This window comes from Acinetobacter sp. ACNIH3 (assembly GCF_002918965.1).
Lineage (GTDB): Bacteria > Pseudomonadota > Gammaproteobacteria > Pseudomonadales > Moraxellaceae > Acinetobacter > Acinetobacter schindleri.
Genome location: NZ_PQLP01000007.1, coordinates 96153 through 111179 on the forward strand (window position 1 = coordinate 96153; position 15027 = coordinate 111179).

Sequence of the window (15027 nt, forward strand, 5' to 3'; positions counted from 1 at the left end):
ATGGCGCGCATGCCCGAGTGGTGAAATCGGTAGACACAGGGGATTTAAAATCCCCCGCCCACAAAGCGTGCCAGTTCGAGTCTGGCCTCGGGCACCATTTTGATTCAGTTTAAAATGGTGCAAATGCAGAAACCCAGCAATGAGCTGGTTTTTTTGTGCCTGAAATTTATAAATAGAGTGTGCCTCCTCATGTCCGCACCCCGCTCTTTCGATCTAGCCAGATTACAGTTACGCCATCCTGATGCATTCTTTTGCAGACTTAGCTATAGCCGCTATAAATATTTGAATCAAACCATTGATCCGTATTTATATTTGCGTATCGGGATTTTGATGCTGATTACAGCATTTTGTGGTCTGTGCTTTTCCCTGCCTTTTTATCCAGACTTTATGGATTCAAAGAATCAGGCCATTAGTGCAGGTACGATCGTACTTATTAGTATGCTCTATCCTTATATCTGGCGTGCCCAGTTTCAGGCCAAGTACAGTTCTGTACGCTACGCAAAGCGCTTGCAATCCTGTTTATATATTCAAACCCTGATTGTTGTTCTGTCACTGATCAATTACCAGTATTTTCATTCAGCGTTCATTGCTTTACCTTGCCTGGGTCTACTTGCCTTCAGCAGTTTTGTAGCGGTGTTAATTGAGCCCGGCTTTAGAAGTTCTACCCGCAGCACCCTGCTGGTACGTTTGCAGCACATCCGTCAATTGGCTTACTGGTCTTATCAACAGTCGCAAAGTAAAGAGCCAGAACCTGTGCCACTGCAAAAGGATTTAAAAAAATATTATCTGGAATTACATCAACGCTGCATGCAGGAAGAACAGAAACTCCTAAATGAAATTCATTATAAAAATTTCAAAGAAGCATTTTTAGATCATTAAAAAAAAGCCCTGTAAAAAACAGGGCTTTTTTCACCATTCACGAGTCGCGACCAGCTCTTCCATTTCAACTTCGAAGTATCCCTGTTCCTGTACCACCATCATCATGGCTTCAGTAATATAATCTGCTGCGGTATCATCTAAAGAGGAATCCAGGTCTTCGAACTGCGGTTTCATTTCATTGATTTCTGCCACAGTCGCATTGGCAAACTGATAAATCTCGTATTCAGATAAACCAGATTTTGTCACCTTTTTGGCAAAACGTTCGATGTGCTGCTTTACTTCAGCAACCAGAATATCGGGATAATATTCATCATCGAACATTGGGAGAAGTAAATCTGCAAACATTACAGGCACTCTAAAACTATAACTAAAAATTAAGCGTGCCCTATATACCATATTGCCGCTTAAAAGCCAAACAGCACGCCGCCTAACATGCAATCTAGCCAATAATTAAACCGCGGCTTGCATTGCCTTCCAGACCTTAATCGCATCTGCTGTCGCTTTAACATCATGTACACGTACCATGCAGGCACCTTGTTGAATACTTAGCAAGTGTGCTGCTACTGACCCCACTGCGCGTTCTACGGCTTCTGCTCCATCCAGCACCTGTCCAATAAAGCGTTTACGTGACAACGCCGACAATATTGGATAACCAAGTTGAGTTAGTTTGTACAATTCATTCAGTAGTTTCAGGTTCTGTTCAGCATTTTTGGCAAATCCAAAACCGGGATCAATCATAATGTGCTCAGCTTTCACCCCGGCATCTAAAGCATCCTGCACGCGCTGTTTTAATTCCGCAATGACATCAAGCGTGACATCTTGATACTGATCCAGATTATTCATCGTAGTAGGTTCACCACGCATATGCATAATAATGACCGGAATATCCAACTCAGCAGCAGTTAGCAAGGCATTCGGTCGTGTCAGTGCACGAACATCATTCCAGATATGTGCTCCAGCTTTCACTGCAGCCTTAATCACTTCTGGCTGGGAAGTATCAATTGAAATCACGACATTGTGCTTGGCCAGTTCTTCAACCACAGGCACTACACGGCGAATTTCTTCTTTTACTTCAACCGCCGATGCACCCGGACGGGTCGACTCGCCACCCACATCAATAACTGTTGCACCTTCTGCCATCATTTCTAATGCACGCGCTACTGCAGCATCTTGAGAATTATGTTTGCCCCCATCACTAAATGAATCCGGTGTAACATTCAGAATTCCCATCACATGCGGCTGGGACAGATCCAGTGTTAAGTGTTCAAATGTCCATACGCGTGGTAATAACGGCATCAGCTGCATGTTTTCATCCTAAATCCAATAACTAGCGTATTGTCGTATGGATAGCGATATAAAGCAAAGCTGAAACAAGCCAGAATTAAATTTCAAACTGCGGTTTATTTGAGCATTGCATAAGCTTAGATTGTAACTGTGATTTTACCTCTACCCATTCACTTCTTAAAATACTATAGATATAGCTATCCCGCACTGTCTGACCATCTTTACGCAACATATGACATCGAATGATGCCATCCCGTTTAGCTCCTAGAGCTTCAATGGCTTTTTGACTTTTTAGATTCAGATGATCCGTACGAAAGCCTACTACCCGAGCATTAAGCTCTTCAAAGGCATGACTTAAAAGAAGATATTTACAGACCCGATTCACATAGGTACGCTGATAACGCTGTGCATACCAGGTATAACCAATATCCACACGTGGAATTTCAGGCTTGATATCATGATAACTGGTGGTTCCAATCGCTCGACCCGCTGTTAAATCAATCACAGCAAAAGCCATCCTTGTACCCTGAGCTTGTTGAACCAAAGCTTGCTGTACATATTGTTTTAATTCGCTTAAGTAAGGTACAGAATTATAAAGCACTTCGCCCAAATCTCCTTCAGCACAAGCTGCTTCTAAATCTGTAAAATGCTTCCAAGTCAGCGCTTCTAAACGTAACTGATAAATACGGGATTCCAAAACAGGTATTGTCATTTTTATTTTTGCTCATTGGTTTTTTATAGCTGAATATAGCATCACGCCAAAACAATCCAAATCATTGCCATAAAAAAACCACCCGAAGGTGGTTTTTTTATTTTCTGCTTAATTGGCTGGTAATGGCGGAGGAGTCAACGGCCCATCCTTCGGTGTTACATCAATTACAGGATTATCTGAAACATAGACCTTAGGTGGCTTAGGCTCACGACCTTCCATAATGTCTCGGATTTGCTCGCGATCAATTGTTTCCCATTCCATTAACGCTTTCACCATGGCATGCGCGATATCTTTGTTATTTTCCAGAATATCACGAGCCACTTTATATTGCTCATCGATGATACGGCGTACTTCAGCATCAACCTGCTGTTGAGTCGCTTCAGAAATCGTACGACTGCCAATGCTGCCCATAAATGACTGTTGCGAGTCATCTTCATAGACCATTACGCCTAACTTGTCAGACATACCGTATTTGGTCACCATCGCACGCGCAACTTTGGTTGCACGTTCAAAGTCATTTGAGGCACCAGTCGACATCTGGTTAATAAAGACTTCTTCTGCAATACGACCACCGAACAAGATCGAAATATCATTCAGCATTTTATCTTTGTAATGGCTGGTCTGGTCAAACTCAGGCAACTGCCAGGTTACACCTAATGCCCAACCACGCGGCATGATCGTTACTTTATGCACAGGATCAGTACCTGGCAGCATTTCTGCAACAATTGCGTGCCCTGCTTCATGGTAAGCCGTAGCAAGACGCTCTTCTTCACGAAGTACCATCGATTTACGTTCAGGACCCATATACAGCTTGTCTTTAGCATCTTCAAAGTCATGCATGTCGACAGTATTCTTGTTACGACGTGCCGCGAATAATGCTGCTTCGTTTACAAGGTTTGCCAACTGCGCACCAGAGAAACCAGGAGTACCACGAGCCAGGACTTTCACATCCACACCCGTTGTAGACGGCAGTTTCTTCAAGTGAACATTCAGGATTTGCTCACGGCCTTTAATGTCTGGCAAGCCAACCATCACTTGACGGTCAAAACGACCTGGACGAAGTAAGGCTTTATCCAGTACATCAGCACGGTTAGTTGCCGCGATGACGATAATCCCTTCATTGCCTTCGAAACCGTCCATTTCAACCAGCATCTGGTTGAGGGTCTGTTCACGTTCATCGTGACCACCGCCTGTACCTGAACCACGGTGACGACCGACAGCATCAATCTCATCGATGAAGATGATACATGGCGCATGGCGTTTCGCCTGTTCGAACATGTCACGTACACGAGATGCACCGACACCCACGAACATTTCTACGAAGTCAGAACCGGAAATACTGAAAAATGGAACTTTCGCTTCACCTGCAATCGCTTTTGCAAGCAGGGTTTTACCCGTACCCGGAGGACCCACCATCAGGACGCCCTTAGGAATAGTTGCACCCAAACGTTTGAATTTCGCAGGATCTTTCAGGAAGTCAACGATTTCCACGACTTCCTGTTTTGCTTCATCACAACCCGCAACATCAGTAAAGGTAACTTTAATCTGGTCTTCAGACAGCATTTTCGCCTTCGACTTACCAAAGCTCATCGGGCCGTTCTTGCCGCCTGCACCGCCACCCATGTTGCGCATAAAGAACATGAATAACAAAATGATTAAGAGCACAGGGAAACTTGCAATCAGCAACTGCATCAACAAGCCTTGGCGTTGTGGTGCAGTACCTTCAACAACCACATTGTTCTTGATGAGATTTGGCATCAGTTCAGGATCCTGAACTGCCGGACGAATACTTTCAAACTCGGAACCGTTTGATTTCTCACCACGAATTCTTTCGCCATCTATTGTCACTTGCTTAATCTGGCCGTCATTCACCGCTGCAACAAACTCTGAATAGTTCATTGTTGTCGGCTGATTGCGATCACTGACGTTGCTGAAGATGAGCACCAGCACACCCAGTATCACGAGCCACAATACGGCATTCTTAAAAAGATCGCTCAAAGCTTTATTCCCATTTCCAATCTAATTTGATCATGCCCTCGCGGGTGACCTGAATTTCCAAGTTTGTTCAACTTGCAATTATTAAAAACGTACAAAATGCACAATTTTTAGCGTGTTGGCAAGTAGACTTTATTTAGAAGCCTTCTTGCGCCCCTGCCCCACCAGAAAGACTTCTTTCGAGCGAGCACGCGATGCAGCAGGTTTTACCGTTTTCAGAACATCAAAACTATTAACAACTTCCTTACGGAATTCATCAAAGCCAGTGCCCTGGAAGACTTTAACAATAAACTGACCTTTAGGACCTAAAACCTTGTTGGCAAAGTCAAGGGCCAGTTCACAGAGATAGATCTGACGCGGTTGATCTACAGCCTTATTACCTGATGTATTGGGGGCCATATCGGAAATTACAACGTCTACCGTACGTCCATCTAAAATATTTAACAATTTATCGAACACTTCCTGCTCACGAAAGTCACCTTGCAGGAAGGTCACATCTGGCAGTGCATCCATTTCCAGGATATCCGATGCGATCACCAGACCTTTAGAACCGACCAGTTTACCAGCAATTTGCGACCAGCTTCCTGGCGCTGCGCCCAGATCGACAACCGTCATACCTGGTTTGATAATGCCGTATTTTTCTTGAATCTCAAGAAGTTTATACGCTGCACGTGCCCGATAACCTTCTTTTTGCGCTTTCTTCACATAAAAGTCATCGAGATGCTCTCTCATCCACGCACGACTACTTTTGGATAACTTCTGGTTGGTAATGCGTGTTGCCATAACTCTCTAAATAAAAAAAACTTCCAATTATTAATTGTACGTGAAAAACACATGATTTGCAGTATTGATCTGTATCTAAATCTAAGACAGTTGGTTGGATTTTTTATGTGATGGCACCGATTATTTCCTGAGAATATAAAGCGTTTGTTTTTTGCTTTTGCTATACTAAGCCGTTTTAAAAATCAGGTTATCTCTCATGGCGTCTTTATCTATTCAGGAACGTAAACGTTTACGTCAAATCGGACATGCATTAAACCCGGTGGTAATGCTTGGTGACAAAGGCCTGACTGAAAATGTGATCGAAGAACTTGAGCGTGCGCTTAACGACCACGAACTGATTAAAGTGAAAGTTGTGGCTGAAGATCGTGAAGCACGTGCTGTTCTCATTACTGAGATTGTTGAAGCAACAGGTGCTGAAATCGTACAAACCATTGGTAAAATCGCGTTGCTTTACAAAAAAGCGCCGAAACAGAACCAAAAACTGTCTAACCTTGTTCGCTTTGCGCACTTGTCTAACTAAGTTCAGGATCTATGGCTAGTTACGAACTGAATGCATTCGATCGTCGTTTTCAGGCGATCTCGCTGGTCGGCGCGATTGAACAGCAAGGTCCCTCCACATTGAATGTGGGTTTTTGGCTACGTGATCCGAACCAGTATGTGCTTTGGCCAGAACTGGTCGCAGCACATCCCCGTCAGGACTTCCTCTGGGAACAGACGTGTTTTGAAATTTTTATTGGGGTAAAGGAAGAGGATTTTTATCGCGAAATCAATCTCTCTCCTTCTCAGGCCTGGCAAGCCTATCAGTTTGAAGAATACCGTTATCCGGAAGAAATGCCGCCACAAGCGGCTTATGATATCGACCTGAATCAGCTCAAGCGTACCCATTATGGACTCAATGTCAGCCTGGATCTAACCGACTTCATGGCCCTGAACAAGCTAAAATGGACTGATCTGTTCCTTGGCTTGTCTGCTGTATTGAAAACCTCACAAGGCGATCAATACTATGCCATGCAGCACAGCAGTCCACAGGCAGACTTTCATAACAAGCGTGACTGGTTACATGTGTTCTAGGATGTAAATACTCTCCTGTAATACACAAATGATAAAAATATAAAAACGTGAGGCTCATCGGTCTCACGTTTTTTATTTTGCCTGAAGTTCAGGGTAAGTAGATTAGTGATGTAGTCTTGCATTTCTCTGTACTGCTGTCACAGCAGCGTAAAAAATCAGAATCATAGTAATCGCAATAATGGAAACTGCGGCCTGTAAAACACTGAAATAGCTAAAACTCAGTATTACCATGGCAAGATAGGCTAGACGGCTTTTCCAGGTTTCAAGATTTAAAACCATGATCAAGGCAAGTAGCAATATTGCCGCTATAAGATGATGTTGCATCATGACCCCCTATTTTTGTTTTATGAGTCAGTGTTGCGTCTAATACGAAAGGAGAACATAGATGCTCCCCTTCGGCTGCTTTTTTTGTTTTGTTGCTTGTTTAACTTTTTAGATCAGTTTCTTTTTCTTCGGTTTCTCCTTTTACAACGACGGGTTTAACTTTTTTCAAAACTTCAATCGTACTGTCTTTAGAGCGTTTTAGGGTATCTGCCAGATGATCCTTATGCTTGGTTGAAATCTGGGTGACATCTTCTTTTAATTCTTTACCGAGTTTCGATAGATCATCAATGACCGCATTAAATTCGGTTTTGATAAAGCTGGTCAGTTCATTCAACTCTTTTTGTGAGCCAAACAACTGCTCTTTCAGGGTATCGATGCGCTGTAGTAAATCCTGTTTAAACTGGGTCAGCTGATCAGTCACAGTATTGCTCAGTTTTTTTACTTCAGCTTCAATATTTTCTTTGCTTTCGCCAAGCGTTTCCACTGCCTGCTCTTTCGCCTCTATTGCTGCTTTTTCAAGCTGCTCGGCAGTTTCAGTGACAACGACATTCAGATTTTTTTTAGATGTTGTAGTTTTAGTTGTGGTAGCCATGTCTTTTGCCTTTAGTTATGTTTTGACGCTTTCATATTAGTAAATTCGATAAAATTTAAGACTTGATTTGTCTGACAATTATTAAATGGTTACATTTTTCAACATTGATCATGAAACAGACTTTCAAGCAAAAAGCAAGCCATTTATCTCATACTTTTGCGGCAAAGCTATTGGACTTAGCAGGTGTTACTGCGTATAATGCCGTGTTAAGTTCAAGCGAGCAGACATAGGAGGGTAGGTTTAAAAATTAACCTTCCTTTTTTTTCGTCTACTCGCTTTTTTACAGCCTAAATTTCAGGAGCTTTGGTTTGAGCACCCCAGCAATTTTAGCCCTTGCCGACGGAACTATCTTTAAAGGTACTTCGATTGGCGCATCGGGTTGTACGACTGGTGAAGTCGTTTTCAACACTGCCATGACTGGCTATCAAGAAATTTTGACTGATCCAAGTTATGCACAGCAGCTTGTAACTTTAACTTACCCACATATCGGTAATACGGGTTGCAACGAAGAAGACGCAGAATCAGGTCGTATTCATAAAGTATGGGCAAACGGTTTAATTATCCGTGACCTTCCTTTATTACACAGTAACTTCCGTGCTGAACAATCACTAGGTGAATATCTAGAACAGCACAATGTAGTGGCTATTGCTGACATCGACACGCGACGATTAACTCGAATTTTGCGTGATAAAGGTGCACAAAACGGTTGTATCCTTGCAGGCGAAAACATCACTGAAGAAGAAGCACTTGAAAAAGCACGCGCATTCGGTGGTCTGAATGGTTTAGACCTTGCAAAAGAATGCTGTGATCCTGAAGGTTTTGAATGGACTGAAGGTTCATGGACTTTAGGTAAAGGCTTCGCTCAACCAGAATTTAAATTCCATGTTGTTGCATACGATTACGGTGTCAAAACCAACATCTTACGTATGCTTGCAGATCGCGGTTGTAAATTGACCGTTGTGCCTGCGCAAACTCCTGCTGCTGATGTACTTGCACTGAATCCAGATGGCGTGTTCCTGTCGAACGGCCCTGGCGATCCAGCTGCATGTGACTACGCAATTGAAGCTGTAAAAACAATTGTAGAAGATGCCCGCAATATTCCTGTATTCGGGATTTGCCTAGGTCATCAGATTCTTGCGCTTGCAAGCGGTGCCAAGACTGTGAAAATGCCTCACGGCCATCACGGTGCCAACCATCCTGTACAAAACATTGAAACTGGTACAGTGATGATTACTTCTCAAAACCACGGCTTCGCAGTGGATGAAAGCACCTTGCCTGCGGTATTGCGTGTGACTCATCGCTCACTGTTTGATGGTACTAACCAAGGTATTCATCGCACAGACAAACCTGCGTTCAGCTTCCAGGGTCACCCTGAAGCAAGCCCTGGTCCACATGACTGCGCACCATTGTTCGATCATTTCATCGAACTTATCGAAGCATCTAAGAAGTAATTAAGGAAGCATCATGGCTAAACGTACAGACATTAAAAGCATCTTAATTATCGGTGCTGGTCCTATTGTGATTGGTCAGGCGTGTGAGTTTGACTATTCAGGCGCGCAAGCGTGTAAAGCGCTTCGTGAAGAAGGCTACCGTGTTATTTTGGTGAACTCTAACCCGGCAACCATTATGACTGACCCTGCAATGGCAGATGCAACGTATATCGAACCGATTACCTGGCAGACTGTTGCAGCAATCATTGAGAAAGAACGTCCAGACGCAGTTCTTCCTACAATGGGTGGTCAAACAGCATTGAACTGTGCCCTTGCCCTTGATGAGCACGGCATTTTAGAAAAATTCAATGTTGAACTGATCGGTGCGACCAAAGAAGCAATTGAAAAAGCTGAAGACCGTAAACTGTTCGACCAGGCAATGCGTAAAATTGGTCTTGAATGTCCAAAAGCAGACATTGCCGAATCAATGGAAGAAGCTTTAGAGATTCAAGCACGCTTCGGCTTCCCTGTGATTATCCGTCCATCATTCACCATGGGTGGTTCAGGCGGCGGTATCGCATACAACAAAGAAGAATTCATTGAAATCTGTGAACGCGGTTTCGATCTTTCTCCAACCAAACAGTTATTGATCGATGAATCATTAATTGGCTGGAAAGAATACGAAATGGAAGTTGTTCGTGACAAAAACGACAATTGTATCATTGTATGTACCATTGAAAACTTCGACCCAATGGGCGTGCACACAGGTGACTCGATCACTGTTGCGCCTGCACAAACGCTTACAGATAAAGAATTCCAGTTACTACGTAACGCTTCTCTAGCTGTACTTCGTGAAATTGGTGTAGAAACAGGCGGTTCTAACGTTCAGTTCGGTATTAACCCGAAAGACGGCCGTATGGTTGTGATCGAGATGAACCCGCGTGTTTCTCGTTCATCTGCGCTTGCGTCTAAAGCAACTGGTTTCCCGATTGCTAAAATCGCTGCGAAACTGGCTGTGGGTTATACCCTTGATGAACTGAAAAATGACATCACTGGCGGTACGACTCCAGCATCTTTCGAACCTGCGATTGACTACGTTGTCACCAAGATTCCCCGTTTCAACTTCGAGAAATTCCCGCAAGCTGACGCAACTTTGACAACACAGATGAAATCTGTGGGTGAAGTGATGGCCATTGGTCGTAACTTCCAGGAGTCTATGCAAAAAGCACTTCGTGGTCTTGAAGTCGGTGCATCTGGCTTTGATGAAAAAATCGAAGCGGGTACTGAAGGCGCGCGTGAGAAAATTTTACAAGAGCTTAAAGTTCCAGGTCCTGAGCGTATCTGGTACGTGGGCGATGCATTCCGTCACGGCTTCACGCTTGATGAAGTCTTTGCTGCGACGAACATCGACCGTTGGTTCTTGATCCAAATCGAAGACATCATCAAAACTGAAAACCAGATCAAAACTTTAGGTTTTGGTGACTTGAATGCGGACAATATCCGTGGGTTCAAACGTAAAGGTTTATCAGATCTTCGCATTGCGAACTTGATGGGTATTTCACAAAAACAATTCCGTAAACACCGTTGGAACCTGGGCGTAACGCCAGTTTACAAACGTGTCGATACATGTGCTGCAGAATTCGAATCTGATACAGCTTACATGTATTCAACTTACGATGAAGAATGTGAAGCAAATCCATCGACTCGTGACAAGATCATGGTGATTGGTGGCGGTCCTAACCGTATCGGTCAAGGTATCGAATTCGATTACTGCTGTGTACACGCGGCGCTTGCAATGCGTGAAGACGGCTATGAAACCATCATAGTGAACTGTAACCCAGAAACAGTTTCTACGGATTACGACACATCTGACCGTTTGTACTTCGAACCAATTACACTTGAAGATGTGCTTGAAATCGTACGTATCGAGAAGCCAAAAGGCATTATCGTTCAGTATGGTGGTCAAACACCTTTGAAACTGGCTCGTGCTTTAGAAGAAGCGGGTGCGCCAATCATTGGTACATCTCCTGATGCGATTGACCGCGCAGAAGACCGTGAACGCTTCCAGCAAATGATTCAACGTCTGCAACTTCGTCAACCAAACAACAGCATCGTAAAATCTGCTGAAGAAGGTATGGCTGAAGCGTCTAAAGTAGGCTATCCACTTGTGGTACGTCCATCTTACGTCCTTGGTGGCCGTGCGATGGAAATCGTTTATAACGATGAAGAACTTAAACGCTACCTACGTGATGCAGTTCAAGCATCAAACGAAGCGCCTGTTCTGCTTGACCGTTTCCTGGATGATGCAATCGAAGTTGACGTAGACTGTGTCTCTGACGGTAAAGACGTTGTGATTGGCGGCATCATGCAGCATATTGAACAAGCAGGTATTCACTCAGGTGACTCAGCATGCTCGATTCCTCCTTATTCTCTGTCTAAAGAGATTCAGGACGAAATGCGTCGTCAAACAATTGCAATGGCAAAAGAACTTGGCGTAATTGGTCTAATGAACGTTCAGTTTGCGGTTAAAGGCGAAGACGTTTACATCCTGGAAGTGAACCCACGTGCATCACGTACTGTGCCGTTCGTTTCTAAGTGTATCGGCGAATCTTTAGCGAAAGTGGCTGCACGTTGTATGGCGGGTCAATCTCTAGAATCTCAAGGATTCACTTCAGAGATTATCCCTGAACACTTCTCTGTAAAAGAAGCAGTATTCCCATTCAACAAATTCCCTGGCGTTGACCCGATCCTTGGCCCTGAGATGAAATCTACAGGCGAAGTGATGGGTGTTGGTAAAACATTCGGTGAAGCATTTTATAAAGCTGTTCTAGGTGCGAACGAACGTCTACCTGGTCTTCCGACAGAAGGTGAAGTGAAACACGCATTCATTTCTGTACGTGACTCAGATAAACCTCGTGCAGCAGGTATTGCGAAACAATTGATTGACCTAGGCTTCAAGATTCTTGCAACTGATGGTACATTTAAAGTGATTAGCGAAGCTGGTCTTGAATGTGAACGCGTAAACAAAGTAACTGAAGGTCGTCCAAACATTGTGGACCGTATCAAAAACGGCGAAATCCACCTTGTAATCAATACGACTGAAGGTAAAAAAGCGCAGGAAGATTCATTCTCGATCCGTCGTTCAGCGCTTCAAGGTAAAGTGTATAACACAACTACCTTGAATGGTGCGGACGCAGTATGCCAAGCTTTAGCGATTAAATTGCCGATGGATGTATATCGTTTGCAAGATTTAACAGTAGGTTAATTCGTTACTGAGAAGTCCCGCCACCTTCTCGGTGGCGGGCTTTTTTTCATTTATACACTTTGTATTTTACTTACATACCTAATTTTGAGGGACAACTATGCAACGTTATCCTATGACTCCTGAAGGCAAACTTGCCTTGGAAAAAGAATTACATCAGCTAAAAACTGTTGATCGCCCGCGTATTACAGCCGCAATTGCTGAAGCACGTGAACATGGAGATCTAAAGGAAAATGCAGAGTATCATGCTGCACGTGAACAACAGGGCTTCTGTGAAGGTCGTATTCAGGACATCGAAGGTAAACTTGGTGCTTGCCAGGTGATTGATGTTAAAGCACTGGAACAAAACGGTCGTGTTGTATTTGGCGTGACAGTGACCATTGAAAATCTGGACACTGAAGAACAAAAAACTTACAAAATTGTGGGTGATGACGAAGCAGACTTTAAGATCAACAAGATCTCTGTGAACTCTCCGATCGCGCGTGGACTTTTAGGTAAAAACGAAGGCGACGAAGTGAAAATCGTGACACCACAAGGTGAAGTGGAATACGAAATTTCCAAAGTTGAATATATCTAATTTTTTATTTAGATATTTTTAGGCTGTAAGACCCCTCGCTTGAGGGGTTTTTTATTGATCCTGAAAATTTCTATCGATTTTATTTTAAGAAGCCAGAAGCCAATGCTTCAAATGCCTGTAAAGCCTCAGATAAAACCTGTGCAGGATCATCGCTGGATGCCACCCACAGTGCTGCATTCATTGCTGCGCCATTTAACAAGACCGCAGCAGCAAGCGCATCGACTGGTTTTAATCGACCTTCAGCCAGTAACTGTTCTACACATTCACGTGTTGATTGCAGGCATTTATTTTGACTTGGCCAATGTGCTGGATCACCCAGTATTGCCGGGCCATCGCGCAGCACAATCCGTTGAAACTCAGCATTTAGGGCATGTTCGATATAAGTGCGTCCTTCAAGCATCAATCCTTCCCAGAGATTATCAGGCTGCTCCAGATGTTGCTGGGCAGATGAAGCCATTTCTGAATCAATCTGATCGACCACCGCAGCAAATAAGCCCTTTTTATCACCAAAATGATGATATAGCGCACCACGGGTCAGCCCTGCTTCTGCTGTGAGTTTATCCATTGAAGTCTCTGCATAGCCATATTCCCCAAATGCACGGCGTGCCACTTGAATCAGTTTTTTACGGGTCTCGGCCATTTTTAATTCACGAACAGACATTTCTATTCCCACTTCAGCATTACAAAAATTTTAATTGACATACGCTACGTATGTCAATTATGTTTACATACGTAGCGTATGTGAAACTGCCAGACGCTTTAAGAAAAAATTTTCATAGTAATTTTTTTAAAGAGAATAGCCATGACTAGAACTGCAATATTTCCCCAAGACCGCCATGCCCTGTATGAACAACATGGTTATTCTGCTGCGATCAAATCGCAAGATTTACTGTTTGTTTCAGGTCAGGTCGGTAGCCGTGAAGATGGTTCTCCCGAACCAGATTTTGAAAAACAGGTAGAACGCGCTTTTCAAAATTTAGCTGCGACATTGGCAGCGGCTGGTTGTACTTTTGATGATATTATCGATGTCACCACTTTTCATACCGATCCTGAACAGCAGTTTGAAAGCATTATGAAAGTTAAAAACCAGATTTTTACCCAAAAGCCTTATCCGAACTGGACGGCTGTGGGCGTGACTTGGCTGGCTGGTTTTGATTTTGAAATTAAAGTCATTGCACGTATCCCTCAAAGCACTTAGATCAGCATTTACCTTAAAATTTTCTTCATGGACTAGATCGAGATTGTTGATTCAGCTTGCAGCGCAATTCGGTATAATGACCCATTCCTTATTGTTCTTGTCTCCCTATGTCCGAAAAGTTAATTAATTCGCCTGTGAATCATTGGTGTGAGTTCGAGTTTATCTCAAAAACCGTGAAGAACCCGAATATTCATATTAAAGGGAATTATTCCTACTATTCAGCCTATTGGGATCAGGGTTTTGAGCGTTGTGTTGTGCGTTATTTACATGATAAGCCTGCAACGCCTGAGAAGCCGATTGATCAGCTTTATATCGGCAATTTCGTCTGTTTTGGCGCAGAATGCGTGATTATGATGGGTAGCAACCAGTTGCACCGTATCGACTGGATTTCAGCGTTTCCGTTCGATACACGGGGTTTTGAGCTTGCGGGTGATACGATCATTGGTGATGGCTGCTGGATCGGCTCTCGTGCCATGATTATGCCGGGTGTAAAGCTTGGTGAAGGTGCTGTAGTCGCAACGGGGGCTGTCGTGACTGAAGATGTGCCACCTTATGCCGTGGTCGGTGGTGTACCTGCTAAAATTATTAAATACCGTTTCGCACAGGAAGATATAGACAAACTGCTTTCTCTTAAAATTTATGATATCGATGAAAAGCAGTTTTTAAAAATGCGTGAACAGTTGCAGATGGATGATGTTAAATCACTATTCCATCATGTACAAAATTTCATCTAAACATTAGATCTCTTTCATAAATCAAAAAACGATCTTCTTTTTGGTTAATATTTGCACTCCGGATTTCTTGGCATTCGTGCATAATCTGCGGATGAAATACATCGATTCAAACAAGCTTTCTGATCCTCAGTTCAAGCGATACACAGGCATCTCATGGTCAACTTTCTATTTGATGGTTGAGCAATT

Annotated in this window: 16 protein-coding genes and 1 tRNA gene; 9 read left to right on the forward strand and 8 right to left on the reverse strand. The window is 43.4% G+C overall.

Annotated elements, in window-relative coordinates:
- The first annotated feature begins 11 nt into the window (after positions 1 to 11).
- Positions 12 to 97 (forward strand) — tRNA-Leu (locus C3420_RS05455).
- Positions 98 to 189: 92 nt separating this feature from the next.
- A complete protein-coding gene (locus C3420_RS05460; RefSeq protein ID WP_071320252.1) occupies positions 190 to 879 on the forward strand; it encodes a hypothetical protein in 690 nt (229 codons plus the stop codon).
- Positions 880 to 909: 30 nt separating this feature from the next.
- Here the strand turns inward: C3420_RS05460 and C3420_RS05465 are convergent, their stop codons facing one another.
- From C3420_RS05465 to rlmE, 5 genes are all read right to left on the reverse strand, one after another.
- A complete protein-coding gene (locus tag C3420_RS05465; protein ID WP_103799939.1) occupies positions 910 to 1224 on the reverse strand; it encodes a DUF5713 family protein in 315 nt (104 codons plus the stop codon).
- Between the two features lie 105 nt (positions 1225 to 1329).
- Positions 1330 to 2184 carry a dihydropteroate synthase gene (gene folP, locus C3420_RS05470; protein WP_004814950.1) on the reverse strand — a complete coding sequence of 285 codons (855 nt, stop codon included), beginning with the start codon at positions 2182 to 2184 and terminating at the stop codon, positions 1330 to 1332.
- A gap of 76 nt (positions 2185 to 2260) precedes the next feature.
- Complete coding sequence (locus tag C3420_RS05475) at positions 2261 to 2875, reverse strand: GNAT family N-acetyltransferase (protein WP_103799940.1); 615 nt, start codon at positions 2873 to 2875, stop codon at positions 2261 to 2263.
- Between the two features lie 108 nt (positions 2876 to 2983).
- Positions 2984 to 4873, reverse strand: coding sequence for an ATP-dependent zinc metalloprotease FtsH (gene ftsH / locus C3420_RS05480; protein WP_103799941.1), 1890 nt, complete (start codon positions 4871 to 4873; stop codon positions 2984 to 2986).
- A 129-nt stretch (positions 4874 to 5002) separates the two neighbouring features.
- Positions 5003 to 5653 carry a 23S rRNA (uridine(2552)-2'-O)-methyltransferase RlmE gene (gene rlmE / locus C3420_RS05485; protein ID WP_048882412.1) on the reverse strand — a complete coding sequence of 217 codons (651 nt, stop codon included), beginning with the start codon at positions 5651 to 5653 and terminating at the stop codon, positions 5003 to 5005.
- A gap of 196 nt (positions 5654 to 5849) precedes the next feature.
- On the opposite strand from rlmE, the gene yhbY reads away from it, so the two are divergent.
- Positions 5850 to 6173: a ribosome assembly RNA-binding protein YhbY gene (gene yhbY / locus C3420_RS05490; protein WP_004814942.1), complete on the forward strand. Its 324-nt coding sequence runs from the start codon at positions 5850 to 5852 to the stop codon at positions 6171 to 6173.
- An 11-nt stretch (positions 6174 to 6184) separates the two neighbouring features.
- On the forward strand, positions 6185 to 6724 hold the full coding sequence (locus C3420_RS05495; RefSeq protein WP_008305680.1) for a DOMON-like domain-containing protein: 540 nt from the start codon (positions 6185 to 6187) through the stop codon (positions 6722 to 6724).
- Between the two features lie 102 nt (positions 6725 to 6826).
- Here C3420_RS05495 and C3420_RS05500 read toward each other — a convergent pair whose 3' ends face one another.
- Together C3420_RS05500 and C3420_RS05505 are read right to left on the reverse strand one after the other, a co-directional pair.
- Positions 6827 to 7048, reverse strand: coding sequence for a hypothetical protein (locus tag C3420_RS05500; protein ID WP_004892004.1), 222 nt, complete (start codon positions 7046 to 7048; stop codon positions 6827 to 6829).
- 100 nt (positions 7049 to 7148) lie between these two features.
- The gene (locus tag C3420_RS05505) at positions 7149 to 7640 is read right to left on the reverse strand and encodes a hypothetical protein (protein ID WP_004814935.1); all 492 of its coding nucleotides are present in this window, start codon (positions 7638 to 7640) and stop codon (positions 7149 to 7151) included.
- Between the two features lie 308 nt (positions 7641 to 7948).
- On the opposite strand from C3420_RS05505, the gene carA reads away from it, so the two are divergent.
- From carA to greA, 3 genes are all read left to right on the forward strand, one after another.
- Positions 7949 to 9091: a glutamine-hydrolyzing carbamoyl-phosphate synthase small subunit gene (carA, locus tag C3420_RS05510; protein ID WP_004814933.1), complete on the forward strand. Its 1143-nt coding sequence runs from the start codon at positions 7949 to 7951 to the stop codon at positions 9089 to 9091.
- Between the two features lie 13 nt (positions 9092 to 9104).
- Positions 9105 to 12335 (forward strand): carbamoyl-phosphate synthase large subunit, encoded by a 3231-nt coding sequence (gene carB / locus C3420_RS05515; RefSeq protein ID WP_008305092.1) that lies wholly within the window; start codon positions 9105 to 9107, stop codon positions 12333 to 12335.
- Positions 12336 to 12432: 97 nt separating this feature from the next.
- Entirely contained in the window at positions 12433 to 12909 is a 477-nt protein-coding gene (greA, locus tag C3420_RS05520) for a transcription elongation factor GreA (protein ID WP_005222895.1), read from the forward strand.
- A gap of 79 nt (positions 12910 to 12988) precedes the next feature.
- Here the strand turns inward: greA and C3420_RS05525 are convergent, their stop codons facing one another.
- Positions 12989 to 13570, reverse strand: coding sequence for a TetR/AcrR family transcriptional regulator (locus C3420_RS05525; protein WP_008305090.1), 582 nt, complete (start codon positions 13568 to 13570; stop codon positions 12989 to 12991).
- A 141-nt stretch (positions 13571 to 13711) separates the two neighbouring features.
- Here C3420_RS05525 and C3420_RS05530 point away from each other — a divergent pair, with 141 nt between their 5' ends.
- Entirely contained in the window at positions 13712 to 14107 is a 396-nt protein-coding gene (locus C3420_RS05530; RefSeq protein ID WP_008305088.1) for a RidA family protein, read from the forward strand.
- Between the two features lie 107 nt (positions 14108 to 14214).
- On the forward strand, positions 14215 to 14841 hold the full coding sequence (locus tag C3420_RS05535) for a CatB-related O-acetyltransferase (protein ID WP_103799942.1): 627 nt from the start codon (positions 14215 to 14217) through the stop codon (positions 14839 to 14841).
- Positions 14842 to 15027: the final 186 nt, after the last annotated feature.

Excerpts from the sequence above, each read along its gene's own strand:
- C3420_RS05460 (WP_071320252.1), top strand. The coding sequence starts at position 190 with ATGTCCGCACCCCGCTCTTTCGATCTAGCCAGATTACAGTTACGCCAT.
- C3420_RS05465 (WP_103799939.1), bottom strand. The coding sequence starts at position 1,224 with ATGTTTGCAGATTTACTTCTCCCAATGTTCGATGATGAATATTATCCC.
- folP (WP_004814950.1), bottom strand. The coding sequence starts at position 2,184 with ATGCAGCTGATGCCGTTATTACCACGCGTATGGACATTTGAACACTTA.
- C3420_RS05475 (WP_103799940.1), bottom strand. The coding sequence starts at position 2,875 with ATGACAATACCTGTTTTGGAATCCCGTATTTATCAGTTACGTTTAGAA.
- rlmE (WP_048882412.1), bottom strand. The coding sequence starts at position 5,653 with ATGGCAACACGCATTACCAACCAGAAGTTATCCAAAAGTAGTCGTGCG.
- yhbY (WP_004814942.1), top strand. The coding sequence starts at position 5,850 with ATGGCGTCTTTATCTATTCAGGAACGTAAACGTTTACGTCAAATCGGA.
- C3420_RS05495 (WP_008305680.1), top strand. The coding sequence starts at position 6,185 with ATGGCTAGTTACGAACTGAATGCATTCGATCGTCGTTTTCAGGCGATC.
- C3420_RS05500 (WP_004892004.1), bottom strand. The coding sequence starts at position 7,048 with ATGCAACATCATCTTATAGCGGCAATATTGCTACTTGCCTTGATCATG.
- C3420_RS05505 (WP_004814935.1), bottom strand. The coding sequence starts at position 7,640 with ATGGCTACCACAACTAAAACTACAACATCTAAAAAAAATCTGAATGTC.
- carB (WP_008305092.1), top strand. The coding sequence starts at position 9,105 with ATGGCTAAACGTACAGACATTAAAAGCATCTTAATTATCGGTGCTGGT.
- greA (WP_005222895.1), top strand. The coding sequence starts at position 12,433 with ATGCAACGTTATCCTATGACTCCTGAAGGCAAACTTGCCTTGGAAAAA.
- C3420_RS05525 (WP_008305090.1), bottom strand. The coding sequence starts at position 13,570 with ATGTCTGTTCGTGAATTAAAAATGGCCGAGACCCGTAAAAAACTGATT.
- C3420_RS05530 (WP_008305088.1), top strand. The coding sequence starts at position 13,712 with ATGACTAGAACTGCAATATTTCCCCAAGACCGCCATGCCCTGTATGAA.
- C3420_RS05535 (WP_103799942.1), top strand. The coding sequence starts at position 14,215 with ATGTCCGAAAAGTTAATTAATTCGCCTGTGAATCATTGGTGTGAGTTC.